The following is a 17325-nucleotide window of genomic DNA, read 5'->3' on the forward strand; positions in this document are numbered from 1 at the left end:
GTGCGCGCGCGTACGATCGCCGGATGGTCCGGGGTCCCCTACGTGCGCTGCTCCCGCTGCTGGCCGTGCTGCTGTTGGCCTGCGGGTCCGGCTGCACCCGACCCGGGGCGCCGCCCGACGACGCCGAGCGGGCCGTCAGGGCGGCGGTGTCCGCCTGGTCGGCCCGGCCGCCCGAGGCGCTCGCGGCGGTCCCGCTGGAGGGCTGGAGCTACGAGGTCACCTCGGTGCGCCGGGACGGCTCCCGGGCCTCCGTGCGCGCGGAGCTGCGCTACCGGCTCACCGGCTACGACTGGGCCCCGGCGGGCTCGGCCCGCTCCCTGACGCTGGGCGAGGACGCCGGCGGCTGGCACGTCACCGGTGACCGGCCCGCTCCCGGGGCCCTGCCGCAGCTGTGGGACCAGGGGCCGGTGTCCGTGGTGCGCGGGGAGCGGGCGCTGGTGCTGGGCGGTCGGGGGCGCTCCCGGGAGAGCCTGGAGGAGATCGCGGTGGTCGCGGGGCGGGCCGTGCCCGCGGTCGGCGCGGCCTGGCCGCGGCCGTGGGCGGGCCGGCTGGTGGTCGTGGTCCCCGCGGACGTGGACGCGATGGCCGCCCTGTTGGGGCGGCCCGCCGACGCCTACCGGGGACTGGCGGCGGTGACCAACGGGCTGGTGGGCGTGGACCCGGCCCCGGCGGACCGGGTGGTGGTCAACCCGCAGGCGTACGAGGGCCTCGGCGAGCTGGGTCGCCAGGTGGTCATCACCCACGAGAGCACGCACGTCGCCACCCGCTCCGCGACCACCGCCTCGACCCCGCTGTGGCTCTCCGAGGGCTTCGCGGACTGGGCGGCGTACCGCTCGACCGGGCGCACCCCGGCGGAGGTCGCACCGACCCTGCGCCGGGCCGTGGGCCGGGGTGAACTTCCATCCGCGCTCCCCCCGAACGAGGCGTTCACCTTCGGGGGTGACGCGCAGGCGATGGCCCGCGCCTACGAAGGGGCCTGGTTGGCCTGCCGCTTGATCGCGGACCGCTGGGGCGAGGCGGCCCTGGTCAGGCTCTATGTCGAAGCCGGCCGGAATCCGCTCTCGACGGCCCTGAGGAGCGCCCTGGACACCGACCTCCCAAACCTCACCCAAACGTGGCAATCGACCCTGCGGGAGGAGCTGCGGTGAGCGGTAGCCTCGCCGCACGATGCACAAGACGCTGATCGTGACCAACGATTTCCCGCCACGCCCGGGTGGCATCCAGGCCTTCCTCCACAACATGGCCCTGCGCCTGGACCCGGACCGGGTCGTCGTCTACGCCTCCACCTGGAAGCGGGGCGCGGAGGGCGCCGCGGCCACCGCCGCCTTCGACGCGGCGCAGCCCTTCCCCGTCGTGCGGGACGGCGCGACGATGCTGCTGCCCACCCCCCGGGTGACCCGTCGGGCCACCGCCCTGCTGCGCGAACACGGTTGCGAGTCGGTCTGGTTCGGGGCCGCCGCCCCCCTCGGGCTGATGGGCCCGGCGCTGCGCCGGGCGGGCGCCCGCCGGGTGGTGGCGACCACGCACGGGCACGAGGCGGGCTGGGCCCAGCTGCCCGGCGCCCGCGGCCTGCTGCACCGGATCGGCGAGGGCACGGACACGGTCACCTACCTCGGCGAGTACACCCGGTCGCGGATCGCGGGCGCGCTGAGCGCGGCGGCGGCGGCGCGGATGGTGCGGCTGCCGCCCGGGGTCGACGAGAAGACCTTCCACCCCGGGTCGGGCGGCGACCTGATCCGGGCCCGGCTGGGGCTGACGGACCGCCCGGTGGTGGTGTGCGTGTCCCGGTTGGTGCCGCGCAAGGGGCAGGACACCCTGATCCGGGCGCTGCCGCTGATCCTGGCCGAGGTGCCGGGCACGGTGCTGCTGATCGTGGGCGGCGGCCCGTACGAGGGCGCGCTGCGGGCGCTGGCCGCGTCGAGCGGGGTCACGGACGCGGTGCGGTTCACCGGGGCCCTGCCGTGGGGGGAGCTGCCCGCGCACTTCGGGGCGGGGGACGTCTTCGCGATGCCGTGCCGGACCCGGCGGGGCGGGCTGGACGTGGAGGGCCTCGGGATCGTCTACCTGGAGGCCTCGGCGACGGGCCTGCCGGTGGTCGCGGGGGACTCCGGGGGCGCGCCGGACGCGGTGCTGGACGGGGAGACGGGCTGGGTGGTCCGGGGCGGCTCCGCGACCGACGCGGCGGAGAGGATCGTCACGCTGCTGCGCGATCCTGCGCTGGCCCGGGCGATGGGGGAGCGGGGCCGGGCCTGGGTGGAGGAGCGGTGGCGCTGGGACCTGCTGGCGGACCGGCTGCGCGGGCTGCTGTGAAACCGAGTTGATCGCGGTGATCGCGGTGATCGCGATGATCGTGTACCGGCCGTAACAAGGCTGCTCCCGGCCATATCTGACTGTCACTCAGATATCTGTCAATACGACGTCTGGGTGGACGATAGCATTCCGCCCATGATGCGACCATGACATCACAGCTGACGCGCCGTCACCTCCTGGGGATCGGCGCCCTCCAGACCGCCGCGGCACTCGGGTTCACCAGGATCGGACTGTCCTCCGCGGCCGCCGCCGAACCCGCCGCCGCGCAGTACGCCCCCGCCATCGTCGTCGGCTCCGGCTACGGCTCCGCCGTGGCCGCCCTGCGGCTCGGACAGGCGGGCGTGCGCACCGTCGTCCTCGAAATGGGCCGGCTCTGGGACACCCCGGGCCCCGACGGCAAGGTCTTCCCCTCCACCTCCGCGCCCGACCAGCGCTCCATGTGGTACCGCACGCGCACCGAGGCCCCGCTCGCCCAGTTCCTCTGGCTCGACGTGGTCAACCGGGTCATCAGCCCCTACCCGGGCGTCCTGGACCGGGTGAACTACGGCGACATGTCCGTCTACGTCGGCCGCGGCGTCGGCGGCGGCTCCCTTGTCAACGGCGGCATGGCGCCGACCCCCAAGCGCTCGTACTTCACCGAGGTGCTGCCCCGGGTCGACGCCGACGAGATGTACGGCACCTACTACCCGCGGGCCCGCCAGATGCTCGGCGTCAACGACATCGACCCGTCCTGGTTCGAGTCCACCGAGTGGTACCGCTTCGCCCGGATCTCCCGCAAGCACGCCCAGAACACCGGCCTGAAGACCACCTTCGTGCCCAACGTCTACGACTTCGAGTACATGAAGCGCGAGGCGGCGGGCACCGCCACCAGGTCCGCGCTCGCGGGCGAGGTGATCTACGGCAACAACCACGGCAAGAAGAGCGTCGACAAGACCTACCTCGCCGCCGCCCTCGGCACCGGCAACGTCACCATCGAGACCATGCAGCGCGTGGTCGCCGTACGCCCGGACCCGGCCGGGGGCTACGTCCTGACCGTCCAGAGCAGCGACGTGACCGGGCGGGTCACCCGGACCCGCGAACTGGGCTGCAAGCAGCTCTTCCTGGGCGCGGGCAGCCTCGGCACCACCGAGATCCTGCTGCGCGCCCGCGAGACCGGCGCGCTGCCCGCGCTCAGCGGGGAGGTCGGCCGCGGCTGGGGCCACAACGGCAACGTGATGACCGCCCGGGCCAACCACCTCTGGGACACCGTCGGCGCCAACCAGGCCACCATGCCCGCGCTGGGCATCGACGACTGGGACAACGCCTCGAACCCGGTCTTCGCCGAGATCGCCCCGCTGCCCATGGGGTTCGAGCACTGGATATCGATGTACCTGGCGATCACCAAGAACCCCGAGCGCGGCCACTTCACCTACGACGCCGCCAGCGACTCCGCGAAGCTCCAGTGGACCCGGGACCAGAACACCCCGTCCGTGAACGCCGCCAAGCGGCTCTTCGACCGGATCAACCGGGCCAACTTCACGATCTACCGCTACGACCTGTTCGGCGACAACAAGAACTTCGCCGACAACTTCACCTACCACCCGCTCGGCGGCTGCGTGTTGGGCGCCGCCACCGACGACTACGGCCGGGCCAAGGGCTACCAGGGGCTGTACGTCGTCGACGGCTCGCTCGTCCCCGGCTCGCTCGGGGTGAACCCGTTCGTCACCATCACCGCGCTCGCCGAGCGGAACATGGCGCGGATCCTCGCCGAGGACCCGCGCTAGCCCGTCCCTTGCGTTCCGGTCGTCAGCCCCGGTAGAGGGCCTCGACCTCGTCCGCGAAGTCCTTCGCCACCACGTTGCGCTTCAGCTTCAGCGAGGGCGTCAGGTGGCCCGACTCCTCCGTGAACTGGGAGGGCAGAATGCGGAATTTCCGCACCGATTCCGCCTTGGAGACCGCCGCGTTGCCGTCGTCCACGGCCTGCTGGACGGCGGCGTTGAGGTCCGCGTCCTCGCGCAGCGAAGCCGCCGTCGAATCCGCGGGCTTGCCGTGCTCCGCGGCCCACCGGCCGAGGAACTCCTCGTCGATGGTCACCAGCGCGGCCACGAACGGCCTCGCGTCGCCGACCACCATGCACTCGGCGACCAGCGCGTGGGCGCGGATCCGGTCCTCGATCACCGCGGGAGCGACGTTCTTGCCGCCCGCGGTGACGATGAGTTCCTTCTTGCGCCCGGTGATCGTGAGGTAGCCGTCCTCGTCGAGGGTGCCGACGTCGCCCGTGCGGAACCAGCCGTCGGCCAGCGCCTCGGCGGTCGCCGTCTCGTTCTTCCAGTACTCCTGGAAGATGTGCTCGCCGTGCAGCAGCACCTCGCCGTCGTCCGCGATGCGCACGACCGATCCCGGCAGCGGCTGGCCGACCGTACCGATCTTCGTCCGGTCCCACGGGTTGAAGGCGGTCGCGGCGCACGACTCGGTCAGGCCGTAGCCCTCCAGCACCGTGAAGCCGATCCCGCGGAAGAAGTGGCCGAGCCGCTCGCCCAGCGGGGCGCCGCCGGAGATCGCGTACTCGCCCCGCCCGCCCAGCACCGTGTGCAGCTTGCTGTAGACGAGCTTGGAGAAGACCTTGTGCTTGAGCTTCAGCCCGAGGGACGGGCCGCCCGGGGTGTCCAGCGCGCGGCTGTAGGCGATGGCGGTCTCGGCCGCCGCATCGAAGATCTTGCCCTTGCCGTCGGCCTGCGCCTTGGCGCGCGCCGAGTTGTAGACCTTCTCGAAGACCCGCGGCACACCGAGGATGAGCGTCGGCCGGAAGGACTGGAGCTCGTCGGTCAGGTTCTTGATGTCCGGTACGCAGCCCAGCCGGATGGGGGCCAGTACGGCGGCCACCTCGACCAGGCGGCCGAACACGTGGGCCGCCGGGAGGAAGAGCAGGACCGAGCACTCGCCGGTGCGGAAGAGCGGGCTGAGCCGCTCCACCACGTTGCCGCACTCGGCGAAGAAGTTGCGGTGGGTCAGCACGCAGCCCTTGGGGCGGCCGGTGGTGCCCGAGGTGTAGACGATGGTGGCCGGGTCGTCGGCGTTGGCGAGGCCGCTGCGCTCGTCGACCTCGGCGTCGGTGATCCCGGCGCCCGCGGCGCGCAGGGTCTCCAGGGCGCCCGCCTCGATCTCCCAGACGTCGCGCAGCTCGGGGAGCCGGTCGCGCAGGGCGTCGACGGACGCGCTGTGGCCCGGGCTCTCGACGATCACGGCGCTCGCGCCGGAGTCGCCGAGGATCCACTGGATCTGCTCGGGCGAGCTGGTCTCGTACACGGGGACCGTGACGGCGCCCGCGCTCCAGATCGCGAAGTCGACCAGTACCCACTCGTAGCGGGTGCGCGAGATGAGCGCGACCCGGTCGCCGGGCCGGACGCCGGCCGCGATGAGGCCCTTGGCCGTGGCCCGGACCTCGGCCAGGAACTCGGTGGCGGTCACGTCCTGCCAGCCGCTGCCGACCTTGCGCGCCATGACGGCGGTCTGCGGATGCTGAGCTGCGTTGCGGCGGATGAGATCCGTCAGGTTCCCGTCCGACGGGACCTCGTACAGGGCCGGAAGGCTGAACTCGCGCAAGACTGCTGCTCCTCTGGGCGCCATCGCCACCATGTGGACCGACCGGACGTTACCCACGAGTAGTGGGTTCCCGATAGAGGGAACCGGCCAGATGTTCCGTGCGTCACATGACGCGGCCATACCGGGCCGACATTAGTCGACGTCTTCCACGACTCGGAAGTAACCGCAGGTCCGGGCAGCTGTACGAGATCCTCCCCACCCCGTCTATGCCCCGTTCCCGCCCGCCCCTAGGGTGACGTCATGGGCGGTACGAAAAGCGGCAACGAGCGCACGGAGCGCAAAGGGACCAAGAGCGGCACACGGGGCAGCCGGGTGCACGTCGTCAGTGACGTGCACGGCAACGCGGAGGCGCTGGCCCGGGCCGGAGAGGGCGCCGACGCCCTGATCTGCCTGGGCGACCTGGTCCTCTTCCTGGACTACGCCGACCATTCGCGCGGCATCTTCCCGGACCTCTTCGGCGTGGAGAACGCCGACCGGATCGTGGCCCTGCGCACCGAGCGCCGCTTCGACGAGGCCCGCGCGCTGGGCCGCGAGCTGTGGGCCGGCCTGGACCGCGAGCAGGTCATCGAGGGCGCGGTGCGCCGGCAGTACGAGGAGATGTTCGCCGCCTTCCCCACCCCCACCTACGCCACCTACGGCAACGTCGACATCCCCGCGCTCTGGCCGCAGTACGCCCGCCCCGGCACCACCGTCCTGGACGGCGAGCGCGTGGAGATCGGCGGCCGGGTCTTCGGCTTCGTCGGCGGCGGCCTGCCCACCCCGATGCGCACCCCGTACGAGGTGGACCTGGAGGAGTACGCGGCCAAGGTCGAGGCGATCGGCGAGGTCGACGTGCTCTGCTCGCACATTCCGCCCGAGGTCCCCGAGCTCTGCTACGACACGGTCGCCCGCCGCTTCGAACGCGGCAGCGCGGCCCTCCTCGACGCCATCCGCCGGACCCGCCCCCGCTACGCCCTGTTCGGGCACGTGCACCAGCCGCTGGCCCGCCGGATGCGGATCGGCGCCACCGAGTGCGTGAACGTCGGGCACTTCGCGGCCACGGGAAGGCCATGGGTCCTGGAGTGGTGAGGTCCACCCGCGCGGTAGCCTTCACGCGGCGGCCGTAGGCCGCCACACTTCTGAACTTCCCCAGCTGCCGCTGGGAGGTGAGACCAGCCCGGAGGAGCGCCCGCGATGGCGGAACACACCAGCTCGAGCATCACGATCGAAGCGGCGCCGGCTGACGTCATGGCCGTGATCGCGGACTTCGCGCGCTACCCCGAGTGGACCGGCGAGGTGAAGGAGGCCGAGGTGCTGGCCGCCGACGCCGCGGGCCGTGCCGAGAAGGTGCGCCTGCTGCTCGACGCCGGGGCGATCAAGGACGACCACACCCTCAACTACACCTGGAAGGGTGCGGACGAGGTCAGCTGGACCCTCGACAAGTCGCAGATGCTGCGCCAGCTCGACGGCTCCTACCGACTGGCCCCGCTGGACGGGGGCAAGCGGACCGAGGTCACCTACCAGCTGACCGTGGACGTCAAGATCCCGATGCTCGGCATGATCAAGCGCAAGGCCGAGAAGGTCATCATCGACCGCGCGCTGGCGGGCCTGAAGAAGCGCGTCGAAGCCGTCTGAGCCCTCCGGGCCCCGCTGCCCCCGGCTGCCCTCTCGCCGTACCTGACGTACCTGCCGTACCGAACCGGAGCCGTCGCTCGTGCACACCTTGCTGATCACCGGCCCCGGCGGGGCGGGACGCACCACCGTCGCCGCCGCCACCGCCCTCGCGGCGGCCCGGCGCGGCCGGCGGACGCTGGTCCTCTCCGGCGACCCCGGCGACCCACTGGGCGCCCTTCTGGGCCCGGCCCTCGGGGCACCGGCCGAGGTGGCCCCCGGACTCACCGCGGTCCCCGTCGCCGAGGACGGCCTGTGGGCGGCCCGGATCGACTCCGCGGACGAGTTCCGCGCCGAGCTGGTCAGTCTCCAGGAGCGCGGATCCACCGTCCTCGGGATGCTCGGGGCACGGCCCCTGGGCGGCGAGGAACTCACCGAACTCCCCGGCGCCGAACAGTTCGCCCTGCTGCGCGCCCTGCGGCGGGCGGCCGGGGCCGCCGCGGCGGGCGCCTTCGACCTGGTCGTGGTCGACATGCCGCCCGTCCACCAGGCGATCGCCACCCTCGCGCTCCCGGCCCAGCTGCGCCGCTACCTGGCCCGGCTGCTGCCCGCCCAGCGGCAGGCGGCCCGGGCGCTGCGGCCCGTACTGGCCCAGCTGGCGGGCGTACCGATGCCCGCGCAGTGGCTGTACGAGGCGGCCGCGCGCTGGGACGAGGAGCTGGCCGGGGTCCAGGCCGTGGTGGAGGCGGACACCACCTCCGTACGGATGGTCGCCGAGCCGGGACCGGGCGCCGACGGCGCGCTGCGGCTCGGGCTGCTCGGCCTGGCCCTGCACGAGCTGCCCGTCGGGGCGGTCGTGGCCAACCGGCTCGTCCCCCAAGGCAGCACGGACCCCTGGCTGGCCGGACTGGCCGCGCAACAGGACAAGTACGTCACCACCTGGGCCGGGGACCTCCCCGACGCGGCCCGGCCCGCTCTGGAGCACCTGGGCGCGGACCCGAGGGGTCCGCGGGACCTGGCCGCGCTGGACGCGCGGGACGAGCTGGCGGACGTACCCGCGGGGCCGCGCGTGCCGTGGGCGGTCGAGGACCGGCTGACCGAGGACGGGGTGCTCGTCTGGGTGGTGCCGCTGCCGGGGGCGACCAAGCGGGACCTGGACCTGGTGCGGCGCGGGGACGAGCTGCTGTTGACGGCGGGCCCGTTCCGCAGGATCGTTTCGCTGCCGTCGGCGCTGCGCCGGTGCACCGTCACGGGCGCGGGCCTGCACGAGGGGACCCTGCGCATCCGTTTCACCCCGGACCCGGGCCAGTGGCCGCTTACGCCCTGAACGCGGTGCCGCCGTTCGGGTAACGTCGAGAGTGTTCCCACCGCCCCGCAGCCTGCCCAGGAGAGTCCGCCATGAGCGAGGCCACCGACCGTCCCGCAGACGAAGACGCCTGGGCCAGGGCGTGCGCCGAGGACCTGGCCGCCGAGCGCGAACGCCGCCGCTCGCAGGGCGGGGGAGGTTCCGAGACCGGGAGCCCCGCCGAGGAACTCTTCAAGCTCTTCGAGGCCGTCGCCGACAAGGTCGCCGGGCTGGGCAACCCGCTGATCGGCACGGCCGCGCAGGGCGCCGCCCGCCAGTTCGTCAGCCAGGCCAAGAGCGCCGTCAAGCCCGTGATCGAGCGCAACCCCGAGGTCTTCGACCACCTGGCCGCCGCGGGCTCCGAGCTGCTGGCCGCCTACCGCTCGGCCGTCGAGGGCCACGAGCGCCGCTGGACCCGGGACGAGCCCTCGCCGCGCACGGACCCCGGGGCCGGAGCCGGCCCCAAGGGCGAGGACGGCGGGGCCGGATCCGGTCCCGGCGAGCGCATCGATCTCGACTGACTCTCGTCCAGCGCTCGGGTACCGTGGGCCCCGGCGGGGTTTGACCGGAAACCGAGGGACTAATGGGACTCACCATCGGCGTCGACATCGGCGGCACGAAGATCGCGGCCGGCGTGGTCGACGAAGAGGGCACCATCCTTGAGACGTACAAGGTGCCCACCCCACCGACCGCGGACGGCGTGACCGACGCGATCTGCGCCGCAGTGTCCGAAGTCGGCAGCAGCCACACCATCGACGCCGTCGGCATCGGCGCGGCCGGATACGTCGACGACAAGCGCGCGACCGTGCTCTTCGCACCCAACATCGACTGGCGCCACGAGCCGCTCAAGGACAAGGTCGAGCAGCGCATCGGCCTGCCGGTCGTCGTCGAGAACGACGCCAACTGCGCCGCCTGGGGCGAGTACCGCTTCGGCGCGGGCCAGGGCCACGACGACGTCATCTGCATCACCCTGGGCACGGGCCTGGGCGGCGGCATCATCATCGGCAACAAGCTGCGCCGCGGCCGCTTCGGGGTCGCCGCCGAATTCGGCCACATCCGGGTCGTCCCCGACGGCCTGCTGTGCGGCTGCGGCAGCCAGGGCTGCTGGGAGCAGTACGCCTCCGGGCGCGCGCTCGTCCGGTACGCCCGGCAGCGGGCCAACGCCACCCCCGAGAACGCGGCGGTCCTGCTCGCGCTCGGCGACGGCACCCCCGAGGGCATCGAGGGCAAGCACATCAGCGAGGCCGCGCGCGCGGGCGACCTGGTGGCCATCGATTCCTTCCGCGAGCTGGCCCGCTGGGCCGGAGCCGGTCTGGCCGACCTGGCCTCCCTCTTCGACCCGTCCGCCTTCATCGTGGGCGGCGGGGTCTCGGACGAGGGCGACCTCGTCCTCGACCCGATCCGCAAGTCCTTCAAGCGCTGGCTGATCGGCGGCGCCTGGCGTCCGCACGCGCAGGTCCTGGCCGCCCAGCTCGGCGGCAAGGCCGGACTCGTCGGCGCGGCCGACCTGGCCCGCCAGGGCTGAGCCCGCACCGCACGTACGTCTGCCCGTCGCGCCCCCTGGGGGAGCGGCGGGCAGCTGCGTAGGTTGGCCCGCATGGACCTGCCTGTGGACGTGCCCGCGGCCCTGCCGCCGTTGCCGTGCTCGCGCACCGAACCGGACGGCTCCGCCGTGGTCCGGGTGCTCGGGTACAACGTGCGCTCCTTGCGCGACGACGAGGAAGCGCTGGTCCGGGTCATCCGGGCGTGCGCGCCCGACCTGGTCTTCATCCAGGAGGCCCCGCGGTTCTTCCGCTGGCGCAAGCACGCGGCGCGCCTCGCCTCGAAGACGGACCTGGTGGTCCTGAGCGGGGGCGCGACGGCGGCCGGGCCGCTGCTGCTGTGCTCGCTGCGGGCCTTCGTCGAACGCACGCAGGACGTGCTGCTGCCGCTGCGGCCCGGGGAGCACCGGCGGGGCTTCGCGACGGCCGTGGTGCGGATCGGAGGCGTGCGGGTGGGGGTGCTCAGTGCGCACCTGTCCCTGCGGGCGGGGGAGCGGTACGCGCAGGCGGGGATGCTGCTGGAGCGGCTGGCCGGGATGGACGTCCCGTACGTGGTGGCCGCCGGTGACATCAACGAGGGGCCGGAGGGGTCCGCCTTCCGGCGGCTGGCGGGGGAGCTGCAGGACTGCTGGGCGGTGGCGCCGTGGGGCGGGGAGCACACGTGGGTGCGGGCGGGGGGTCCTGGGCGGCGCATCGATGCGGTGTTCGCTTCGCGGGGGGTGGAGGTGCTGGGGGGAGGGGTCCCGGTGGGGCTGCCCGGGGTCAGCGTCGCGGACCTCCGCGCGGCGACGGACCACTACCCGGTCCTGGCCGCGCTCCGCCTCCCGGCGGGGTAGCCGCCCCGTCCGGTGCCCCGGTGCCCTCCCTCGGGCCCCGGCCGTGCCCCGCCCCGCCCTGCCCTCAAGCGCCGGGCGGGCTGATCGCGGCGGGGGTCGGCGGTGCCCTCAAACGCCGGGCGGGCTGATACATGCCCGGGGTCTCGTGCATGCCTGCGGTCGAGGGGCGCTGGGGCGGGTGGCGCCTCCGGCGGGGGCCCTCAAGCGCCGGGCGGGCTGGATTGGGCTCGGGTTTTCGTCCGTGCCTGCGGCCGGGGGCGCCCTCAAGCGCCGGGCGGGCTGGATTGGGCTCGGGTTTTCGTCCGTGCCTGCGGCCGGGGGCGCCCTCAAGCGCCGGGCGGGCTGATCGTGGCGGGGGTCGGTGGTGCCCTCAAGCGCCGGGCGGGCTGGGATCGGTCGGGGTTTGTCGTTGCCCGCGCGGCGTTCCGGGCTCATTCAGCCCGCCCGGCGTTTGAGGGCACCACCGGGCCGCGGGTTTCGGGGCGGCCGGAGCGCATGCAGCCCGCCCGGCGTTTGAGGGCGTTGCGGGGCGGGGGGCGCGAGACGGCCGGAGCAAGACCGGCCCGCCCGGCGTTTGAGGGCGGCTTGGTGGGAGCCGGGTCGGGCTGATTCAGCCTGCCCGGCGATTGAGGGCGCTCGGGCAGGGGGTGCCGGGCCAGGGTCGAGCCCGCCCGGCGATCGAGGGCGACCGGGCGGGGTCAGACGACTGCGCCGCGGCCCGGGTGGTCGTCCTCGTCGTCGTCACCGCGAGTCATCCGCGCCACCAGCGTCGCGAACCCGCCCAGGAAGCCGCCGATGCCCAGGGCCGTCAGCCACCACGTCATCTCCCACTGCAGCAGCACCGCCACCAACAGCAGCAGCGGCCCGCCCACCACCGCCAGCCACGCGAAGCGGGATGTGACATCGCCCGACGGGAGCGGCGGCGGCTCCGGCGGGACGAAGTGCCCCTCGTCCGCCGCGTCCCCGGCCCCGTCCGCCGCCGCCGGCTCCGGTTCCGCCAGCGAGTGGTCGCGCGGGCCGACCCCCACGCCCGGGGCGAAGACCACCGAGCTGCCCAGGACCGGCGGCCCGGCCGGCCCCGCGTCCTTCTCCGGCGGCTTCGGCGCCACGGCCGGTTCCGGCTGGACGTCCTCCTCCGGCAGCATCAGGTTCTCGATGGGTCTGAAGGGCCGCGCCCCCGGCGGGTCCGGCGGCTCCTGCCCGTACCCGGCGACGATGGCCGCCCACGCCGCCTCTTCGTCCAGCGGCGGTACGCCTCCTGACGACTCCTCGTGCTCAGCCACCGCTGGCCGCCCCCTCCCTGCCGATGCTCTCCGCGAGCCGCCCGATGAACGCATAGCTGTCCGCGAAGATCCGCTCCGCGTCATGGTCCAACGTCGCGACGTGGTAGCTCTGTTCCAGCAGGGTTTCGGTGACGTCGGTGGACGACACCCGGGCGAGGATCCGGGCCGAGTCGACCGGCGGGACGACGTGGTCCTGGGGGCTGTGCAGCAACAGCACCGGCTGGGTCACCTGCGGCAGCTCGGTGTCCACGATCCGCAGGAACTGGCGCAGCGAGTGCGCGGCGCGGGTCGGCACCCGGTCGTACCCGACCTCCTCCGAGCCGCCCTTGGCGATGTCGCTGGCGATGCCCGGCGTGGAGCGCAGGAAGTGCTGGGCGACGGGGAGCGCGAAGGCCAACGGGTCGTGGACCTTGTTGGCCGGGTTGACGAGGACGACACCGCTGATCGCGTCCCCGTGCTTGGCGGCCAGCCGCAGCGTGAGCGCCCCACCCATCGACAGCCCGAACACGAAGACCTGCTCGCACCGCTCCAGCAGCTCCCGCAGCGCGCGGTCGACCTCCGCGTACCAGTCCTGCCAGCCGGTGAGCTGCATGTCCTGCCACCGGGTGCCGTGCCCGGGGAGCAGCGGAAGCGACACCGTCAGCCCGCGCTCGGCCAGGTAGTCGGCCCAGGGGCGCAGGGACTGCGGGGAACCGGTGAAGCCGTGGCAGAGCAGGACGCCGACCTCTCCGCCCTCGTGGCGGAACGGCTCGGCTCCAGGGAGGACGGGCACCTGAATCTCCTTGATCATCACGTTCTGGGGGTGGGTGCGGTGTGCTATTTCACCGTACGCGACCGCGCTGACACCGACCAGGGTCGTCGGGCCGCCACAGGGGCGGTCACGGGTTAAGGTCTGTTCGACGGACAAAGGAAGGCTTTCGAGTTGATCTACGGCGCAATGAAGTTCTCCATCGGCGGTTCCCTGAAGCTCGCCTTCAGGCCGTGGGTGGAGGGCCTCGAGAACATTCCCGCCGAGGGGCCGGCGATCCTCGCGAGCAACCATCTGTCCTTCTCCGACTCCTTCTTCCTGCCTGCGGTGCTGGACCGGAAGGTCACCTTCATCGCCAAGGCGGAGTACTTCACCTCGCCGGGAGTCAAGGGCAAGCTCACGGCCGCCTTCTTCAAGGGCGTCGGCCAGCTCCCGGTGGACCGCTCCGGCGCGCGCGGTGCGGGCGAGGCCGCCATCAAGAGCGGCATCGAGGTCATCGAACGCGGGGAGCTGTTCGGTATCTACCCCGAGGGGACCCGTTCACCCGACGGGCGCCTGTACCGGGGCAAGCCCGGTGGGTTGGCCCGGGTGGCGCTGGCCACCGGTGCCCCCGTGATCCCCGTGGCGATGATCGACACCGAGAAGATCCAGCCGCCCGGCAAGGTCGTCCCGAAGCTGATGCGCCCGGGCATCCGGATCGGCAAGCCGCTCGACTTCAGCCGCTACCACGGCATGGACGGCGACCGCTTCATCCTGCGTTCGGTGACCGACGAGGTCATGTACGAGATCATGAAGCTCTCCGGCCAGGAGTACGTCGACATCTACGCGACCGCCGCCAAGCGGCAGATCGCCGACGCGGAGAAGGCCGCCAAGGCCGACCACGCGGCCCTGGCCAAGGAGTCCAAGGAAACGGACGCCGAGCAGAGCTAGCGCGCGGCCGGGGCGAGGGGTGCGGGGCGGAGCGGGCGGTGCCCACCGCCCGTGAGGGGTGGGGGAGATGGCGAAGCGCGAACGCGTCGTACGCATGTCGGTCGAGCTGCCGCTGTGGCGGGCGCTGACCGCCTACCGGCTGCTCACCGCGGTCTACGCGGTGCTGCTCTTCGGCTTCGCCCACCGCGAGTTCGAGCGCCCCTGGGTGGCGGCCTGCTACCTCGGTTTCCTCGTGCTGTGGACCCTGGTCACCTTCTCCAGGGTCTCCAGCGCGGCGAGCTGTACGAAGCCCTTCCTCTGCGCGGACCTCACGGTCGCGGTCGTGGGGATCCTGCTGACCCCGCTCGCCGACGCCCAGGCGCGGATCGCCGGCGGCGGCCCGACCCTCCCGTCGATCTGGAGCGCGGGCGCGGTCCTCGCCTTCGCCATCAAGGGAGGTTGGCGCTGGGCCGGATTCGCCTCCTCCTTCGTCGCCGTCGCCAACATCGTGATCCATGGCGGCGAACCGACCCGGGACACCTTCCACAACGTGCTGCTGGTGTGGGTCGCCTCGATCGCCATCGGGTACGTCGTCGAGGTCGCCCGGGCCAGTGAGGCGACCCTCGCGCGCGCCCTGGAGATCGAGGCCGCCACCCGCGAACGCGAGCGCCTGGCCCGGGACATCCACGACGGGGTCCTCCAGGTCCTCGCCATGGTCCAGCGGCGCGGCGCGGAGGTCGGCGGCGAGGCCGCCGAACTGGGCCGGATGGCCGGGGAGCAGGAGGTGGCGCTGCGCACCCTGGTCTCCAGCGGCCTGGTGCCGCCCTCCAGGATCTCCCGCGACGAGTCGCGGGGCGCGTTCGTCGACAGCGTGGACGTGGCGGAACCCGCCGCGGACGAGGGGGAGCTGGACCTGCGCGCCCTGCTCGCCCCGCACGCCGGGTCGCTCGTGAGCTTCGCGGAACCGGGCGCCCCGGTCCCGCTCCCGGCGCCGGCGGCCCGGGAACTGGCCGCCGCCACCGCCGCCGCCCTCGACAACGTCCGCAAGCACGCGGGAGCCGGGGCCCGGGCCTGGATCCTGGTCGAGGACTGGGGCGACGAGGTGATCGTCACGGTCCGGGACGACGGTCCGGGCATCGCGGCGGGCCGGCTCGACCAGGCCGCGGGCGAGGGCCGGCTGGGAGTGGCCCAGTCGATCCGGGGACGGTTGCGGGACCTCGGCGGCACGGCCGAGCTGGTGTCCGTACCGGGCCAGGGCACCGAAGTGGAACTGAAAGTACCGAGGGGGAGGACGGGTTCGTGATGAACACCGAGCACAGCGCGGGGGACCGGTCGGCGGCCGACATCAAGGTGATGGTCGTCGACGACCACCCCATGTGGCGGGACGCGGTCGCCCGCGACCTCGCCGCCGCGGGCTTCGACGTGGTCGCCACGGCGGGCGACGGACCCGAGGCGGTCCGCCGGGCCCGCGCCGCCGCTCCGCAGGTCCTGGTCCTCGACCTCAACCTGCCGGGCATGCCCGGGGTGCAGGTCTGCAAGGAACTGGTCGGCGCCGATCCCGCCCTGCGCGTGCTGGTGCTGTCCGCCAGCGGCGAGCACGCCGACGTGCTGGAGGCGGTGAAGTCCGGTGCCACCGGCTACCTGCTGAAGTCCGCGGGCGCCGGTGAACTCATCGACGCCGTGCACCGCACGGCGGTCGGCGACCCGGTCTTCACCCCGGGCCTCGCCGGGCTGGTCCTCGGCGAGTACCGCCGGCTGGCCACGGACCCCGCCCCGGCCGCCGCCGACGTGCCGAAGGCCCCGCAGCTGACCGACCGGGAGACCGAGGTGCTGCGCCTGGTGGCCAAGGGGCTGTCGTACAAGCAGATCGCGGAGCGGCTCGTCATCTCGCACCGCACGGTGCAGAACCACGTCCAGAACACCCTGGGCAAGCTCCAGTTGCACAACCGGGTGGAGCTCGTCCGCTACGCCATCGAGCGCGGTCTCGACGACGCGTAGATCGTACGAATTCCCGTACGAGTGAACGAGAGTGCGCAACCACCCTTCAATTCACCGGAATTGACTCTTCCAGCGTGGGTCGGGTGACCTGCGTCACCACTAGCGTGGCCGCCGTGCGGGCTCAGCGGGCCCCTTGGCGAAGGGAAGATTCCATGAAGGTCGGAGTGCTGACCGGCGGCGGCGACTGCCCCGGACTCAACGCGGTCATCCGCGCGGCGGTGCGCAAGGGCGTCCAGGAGTACGCGTACGACTTCATCGGCTTCAAGGACGGCTGGCGCGGGGCGGTCGAGGGCGACACCGTCCCGCTCGGCATCCCCGAGGTCCGCGGCATCCTGCCCCGCGGCGGAACGGTCCTCGGCTCCTCGCGCACCAACCCCTTCAAGGTGGAGCACGGGGTCCGCCGGATCAAGGAGAACCTCACCAAGTACGAGGTCGACGCCCTGATCGCGATCGGCGGCGAGGACACCCTCGGGGTCGCGGCCCGACTGTTCGACGAGTACGGCATCCCCTGCGTCGGCGTGCCGAAGACCATCGACAACGACCTGTCGGCGACGGACTACACCTTCGGCTTCGACACCGCCGTCGGGATCGCCACCGAGGCCATCGACCGGCTGCACACCACCGCCGAATCGCACATGCGGGTCCTGGTCGTCGAGGTCATGGGCCGGCACGCGGGCTGGATCGCCCTGCACTCGGGGCTGGCCGGCGGCGCCAACGTCATCCTCATCCCGGAGCAGCGCTTCGACGTGGACCAGGTGTGCGCGTGGGTGACCTCCCGGTTCAAGGCGAGCTACGCGCCGATCGTGGTCATCGCCGAGGGCGCCATGCCCAAGGACGGCGAGATGGTGCTCAAGGACGCCACGAAGGACTCCTTCGGGCACGTCCGGCTGTCGGGCGTCGGCGAATGGCTGGCCCTGGAGATCGAGAAGCGGACCGGCAAGGAGGCCCGTACGACGGTGCTCGGCCACGTCCAGCGCGGCGGCACCCCGAGCGCCTTCGACCGCTGGCTCGCCACCCGCTTCGGCCTGCACGCGATCGACGCGGTGCGGGAGCGGGACTTCGGCAAGATGGTCGCGCTCCAGGGGACGGACATCGTCCGGGTGCCGATCGCCGAGGCCACGGCGAAGCTGAAGACCGTGGACCCGTCGCTGTACGCCGAGGCCGGGGTCTTCTTCGGCTGACC

At 73.1% G+C, this 17325-nt stretch carries 16 protein-coding genes; 13 read left to right on the top strand and 3 right to left on the bottom strand.

All coding sequences use genetic code 11. The annotated features are described in order from the left end of the window. Nucleotides 1–23: 23 nt before the first annotated feature. From ACIBEA_RS33055 to ACIBEA_RS33065, 3 genes are all read left to right on the top strand, one after another. Complete coding sequence (locus ACIBEA_RS33055) at nucleotides 24–1148, top strand: hypothetical protein (protein ID WP_399266879.1); 1125 nt, start codon at nucleotides 24–26, stop codon at nucleotides 1146–1148. Between the two features lie 19 nt (nucleotides 1149–1167). Further along, nucleotides 1168–2310, top strand: a complete 1143-nt coding sequence (locus ACIBEA_RS33060) for a glycosyltransferase family 4 protein (RefSeq protein WP_399266880.1) — start codon at nucleotides 1168–1170, stop codon at nucleotides 2308–2310. 146 nt (nucleotides 2311–2456) lie between these two features. Beyond that, entirely contained in the window at nucleotides 2457–4073 is a 1617-nt protein-coding gene (locus tag ACIBEA_RS33065; protein ID WP_399266881.1) for a GMC oxidoreductase, read from the top strand. Between the two features lie 22 nt (nucleotides 4074–4095). Here ACIBEA_RS33065 and ACIBEA_RS33070 read toward each other — a convergent pair whose 3' ends face one another. Then, on the bottom strand, nucleotides 4096–5892 hold the full coding sequence (locus ACIBEA_RS33070; protein ID WP_399266882.1) for an AMP-dependent synthetase/ligase: 1797 nt from the start codon (nucleotides 5890–5892) through the stop codon (nucleotides 4096–4098). Between the two features lie 240 nt (nucleotides 5893–6132). Here ACIBEA_RS33070 and ACIBEA_RS33075 point away from each other — a divergent pair, with 240 nt between their 5' ends. The 6 genes from ACIBEA_RS33075 to ACIBEA_RS33100 all read left to right on the top strand — a co-directional run bounded on the left by ACIBEA_RS33075 (nucleotide 6133) and on the right by ACIBEA_RS33100 (nucleotide 11204). Further along, the gene (locus tag ACIBEA_RS33075) at nucleotides 6133–6960 is read left to right on the top strand and encodes a metallophosphoesterase (RefSeq protein WP_399266883.1); all 828 of its coding nucleotides are present in this window, start codon (nucleotides 6133–6135) and stop codon (nucleotides 6958–6960) included. Nucleotides 6961–7065: 105 nt separating this feature from the next. After that, on the top strand, nucleotides 7066–7506 hold the full coding sequence (locus tag ACIBEA_RS33080) for an SRPBCC family protein (RefSeq protein WP_385780933.1): 441 nt from the start codon (nucleotides 7066–7068) through the stop codon (nucleotides 7504–7506). A 79-nt stretch (nucleotides 7507–7585) separates the two neighbouring features. Further along, complete coding sequence (locus ACIBEA_RS33085) at nucleotides 7586–8809, top strand: ArsA-related P-loop ATPase (protein ID WP_399266884.1); 1224 nt, start codon at nucleotides 7586–7588, stop codon at nucleotides 8807–8809. A 71-nt stretch (nucleotides 8810–8880) separates the two neighbouring features. Beyond that, nucleotides 8881–9348, top strand: a complete 468-nt coding sequence (locus ACIBEA_RS33090) for a DUF5304 domain-containing protein (RefSeq protein WP_399266885.1) — start codon at nucleotides 8881–8883, stop codon at nucleotides 9346–9348. Nucleotides 9349–9410: 62 nt separating this feature from the next. Beyond that, nucleotides 9411–10352, top strand: coding sequence for an ROK family glucokinase (locus tag ACIBEA_RS33095; protein ID WP_354383676.1), 942 nt, complete (start codon nucleotides 9411–9413; stop codon nucleotides 10350–10352). Nucleotides 10353–10424: 72 nt separating this feature from the next. Further along, nucleotides 10425–11204, top strand: coding sequence for an endonuclease/exonuclease/phosphatase family protein (locus ACIBEA_RS33100; protein ID WP_399266886.1), 780 nt, complete (start codon nucleotides 10425–10427; stop codon nucleotides 11202–11204). 698 nt (nucleotides 11205–11902) lie between these two features. On the opposite strand, the gene ACIBEA_RS33105 is transcribed toward ACIBEA_RS33100, so the two are convergent. Together ACIBEA_RS33105 and ACIBEA_RS33110 are read right to left on the bottom strand one after the other, a co-directional pair. Further along, nucleotides 11903–12487, bottom strand: a complete 585-nt coding sequence (locus ACIBEA_RS33105; protein WP_399266887.1) for a hypothetical protein — start codon at nucleotides 12485–12487, stop codon at nucleotides 11903–11905. Further along, nucleotides 12480–13259, bottom strand: a complete 780-nt coding sequence (locus ACIBEA_RS33110; RefSeq protein ID WP_399266888.1) for an alpha/beta hydrolase — start codon at nucleotides 13257–13259, stop codon at nucleotides 12480–12482. The genes ACIBEA_RS33105 and ACIBEA_RS33110 overlap by 8 nt, the downstream gene beginning before the upstream one ends. 165 nt (nucleotides 13260–13424) lie before the next feature. Between ACIBEA_RS33110 and ACIBEA_RS33115 the strand changes: the two genes are divergently transcribed. The 4 genes from ACIBEA_RS33115 to ACIBEA_RS33130 all read left to right on the top strand — a co-directional run bounded on the left by ACIBEA_RS33115 (nucleotide 13425) and on the right by ACIBEA_RS33130 (nucleotide 17323). Further along, nucleotides 13425–14165, top strand: a complete 741-nt coding sequence (locus ACIBEA_RS33115; RefSeq protein WP_399266932.1) for a lysophospholipid acyltransferase family protein — start codon at nucleotides 13425–13427, stop codon at nucleotides 14163–14165. A gap of 67 nt (nucleotides 14166–14232) precedes the next feature. Further along, complete coding sequence (gene macS, locus ACIBEA_RS33120; protein ID WP_399266889.1) at nucleotides 14233–15447, top strand: MacS family sensor histidine kinase; 1215 nt, start codon at nucleotides 14233–14235, stop codon at nucleotides 15445–15447. Further along, on the top strand, nucleotides 15447–16142 hold the full coding sequence (locus tag ACIBEA_RS33125; RefSeq protein ID WP_399266890.1) for a response regulator: 696 nt from the start codon (nucleotides 15447–15449) through the stop codon (nucleotides 16140–16142). The genes macS and ACIBEA_RS33125 overlap by 1 nt, the downstream gene beginning before the upstream one ends. Before the next feature lie 152 nt (nucleotides 16143–16294). Next, on the top strand, nucleotides 16295–17323 hold the full coding sequence (locus ACIBEA_RS33130; protein ID WP_399266891.1) for a 6-phosphofructokinase: 1029 nt from the start codon (nucleotides 16295–16297) through the stop codon (nucleotides 17321–17323). The last annotated feature ends 2 nt before the right edge of the window (nucleotides 17324–17325 follow it).

Source organism: Streptomyces sp. NPDC051555 (assembly GCF_044454405.1).
Lineage (GTDB): Bacteria > Actinomycetota > Actinomycetes > Streptomycetales > Streptomycetaceae > Streptomyces.

Excerpts from the sequence above, each read along its gene's own strand:
- ACIBEA_RS33055 (WP_399266879.1), top strand. The coding sequence starts at position 24 with ATGGTCCGGGGTCCCCTACGTGCGCTGCTCCCGCTGCTGGCCGTGCTG.
- ACIBEA_RS33060 (WP_399266880.1), top strand. The coding sequence starts at position 1,168 with ATGCACAAGACGCTGATCGTGACCAACGATTTCCCGCCACGCCCGGGT.
- ACIBEA_RS33065 (WP_399266881.1), top strand. The coding sequence starts at position 2,457 with ATGACATCACAGCTGACGCGCCGTCACCTCCTGGGGATCGGCGCCCTC.
- ACIBEA_RS33075 (WP_399266883.1), top strand. The coding sequence starts at position 6,133 with ATGGGCGGTACGAAAAGCGGCAACGAGCGCACGGAGCGCAAAGGGACC.
- ACIBEA_RS33080 (WP_385780933.1), top strand. The coding sequence starts at position 7,066 with ATGGCGGAACACACCAGCTCGAGCATCACGATCGAAGCGGCGCCGGCT.
- ACIBEA_RS33090 (WP_399266885.1), top strand. The coding sequence starts at position 8,881 with ATGAGCGAGGCCACCGACCGTCCCGCAGACGAAGACGCCTGGGCCAGG.
- ACIBEA_RS33095 (WP_354383676.1), top strand. The coding sequence starts at position 9,411 with ATGGGACTCACCATCGGCGTCGACATCGGCGGCACGAAGATCGCGGCC.
- ACIBEA_RS33100 (WP_399266886.1), top strand. The coding sequence starts at position 10,425 with ATGGACCTGCCTGTGGACGTGCCCGCGGCCCTGCCGCCGTTGCCGTGC.
- ACIBEA_RS33115 (WP_399266932.1), top strand. The coding sequence starts at position 13,425 with ATGAAGTTCTCCATCGGCGGTTCCCTGAAGCTCGCCTTCAGGCCGTGG.
- macS (WP_399266889.1), top strand. The coding sequence starts at position 14,233 with ATGGCGAAGCGCGAACGCGTCGTACGCATGTCGGTCGAGCTGCCGCTG.
- ACIBEA_RS33125 (WP_399266890.1), top strand. The coding sequence starts at position 15,447 with ATGAACACCGAGCACAGCGCGGGGGACCGGTCGGCGGCCGACATCAAG.
- ACIBEA_RS33130 (WP_399266891.1), top strand. The coding sequence starts at position 16,295 with ATGAAGGTCGGAGTGCTGACCGGCGGCGGCGACTGCCCCGGACTCAAC.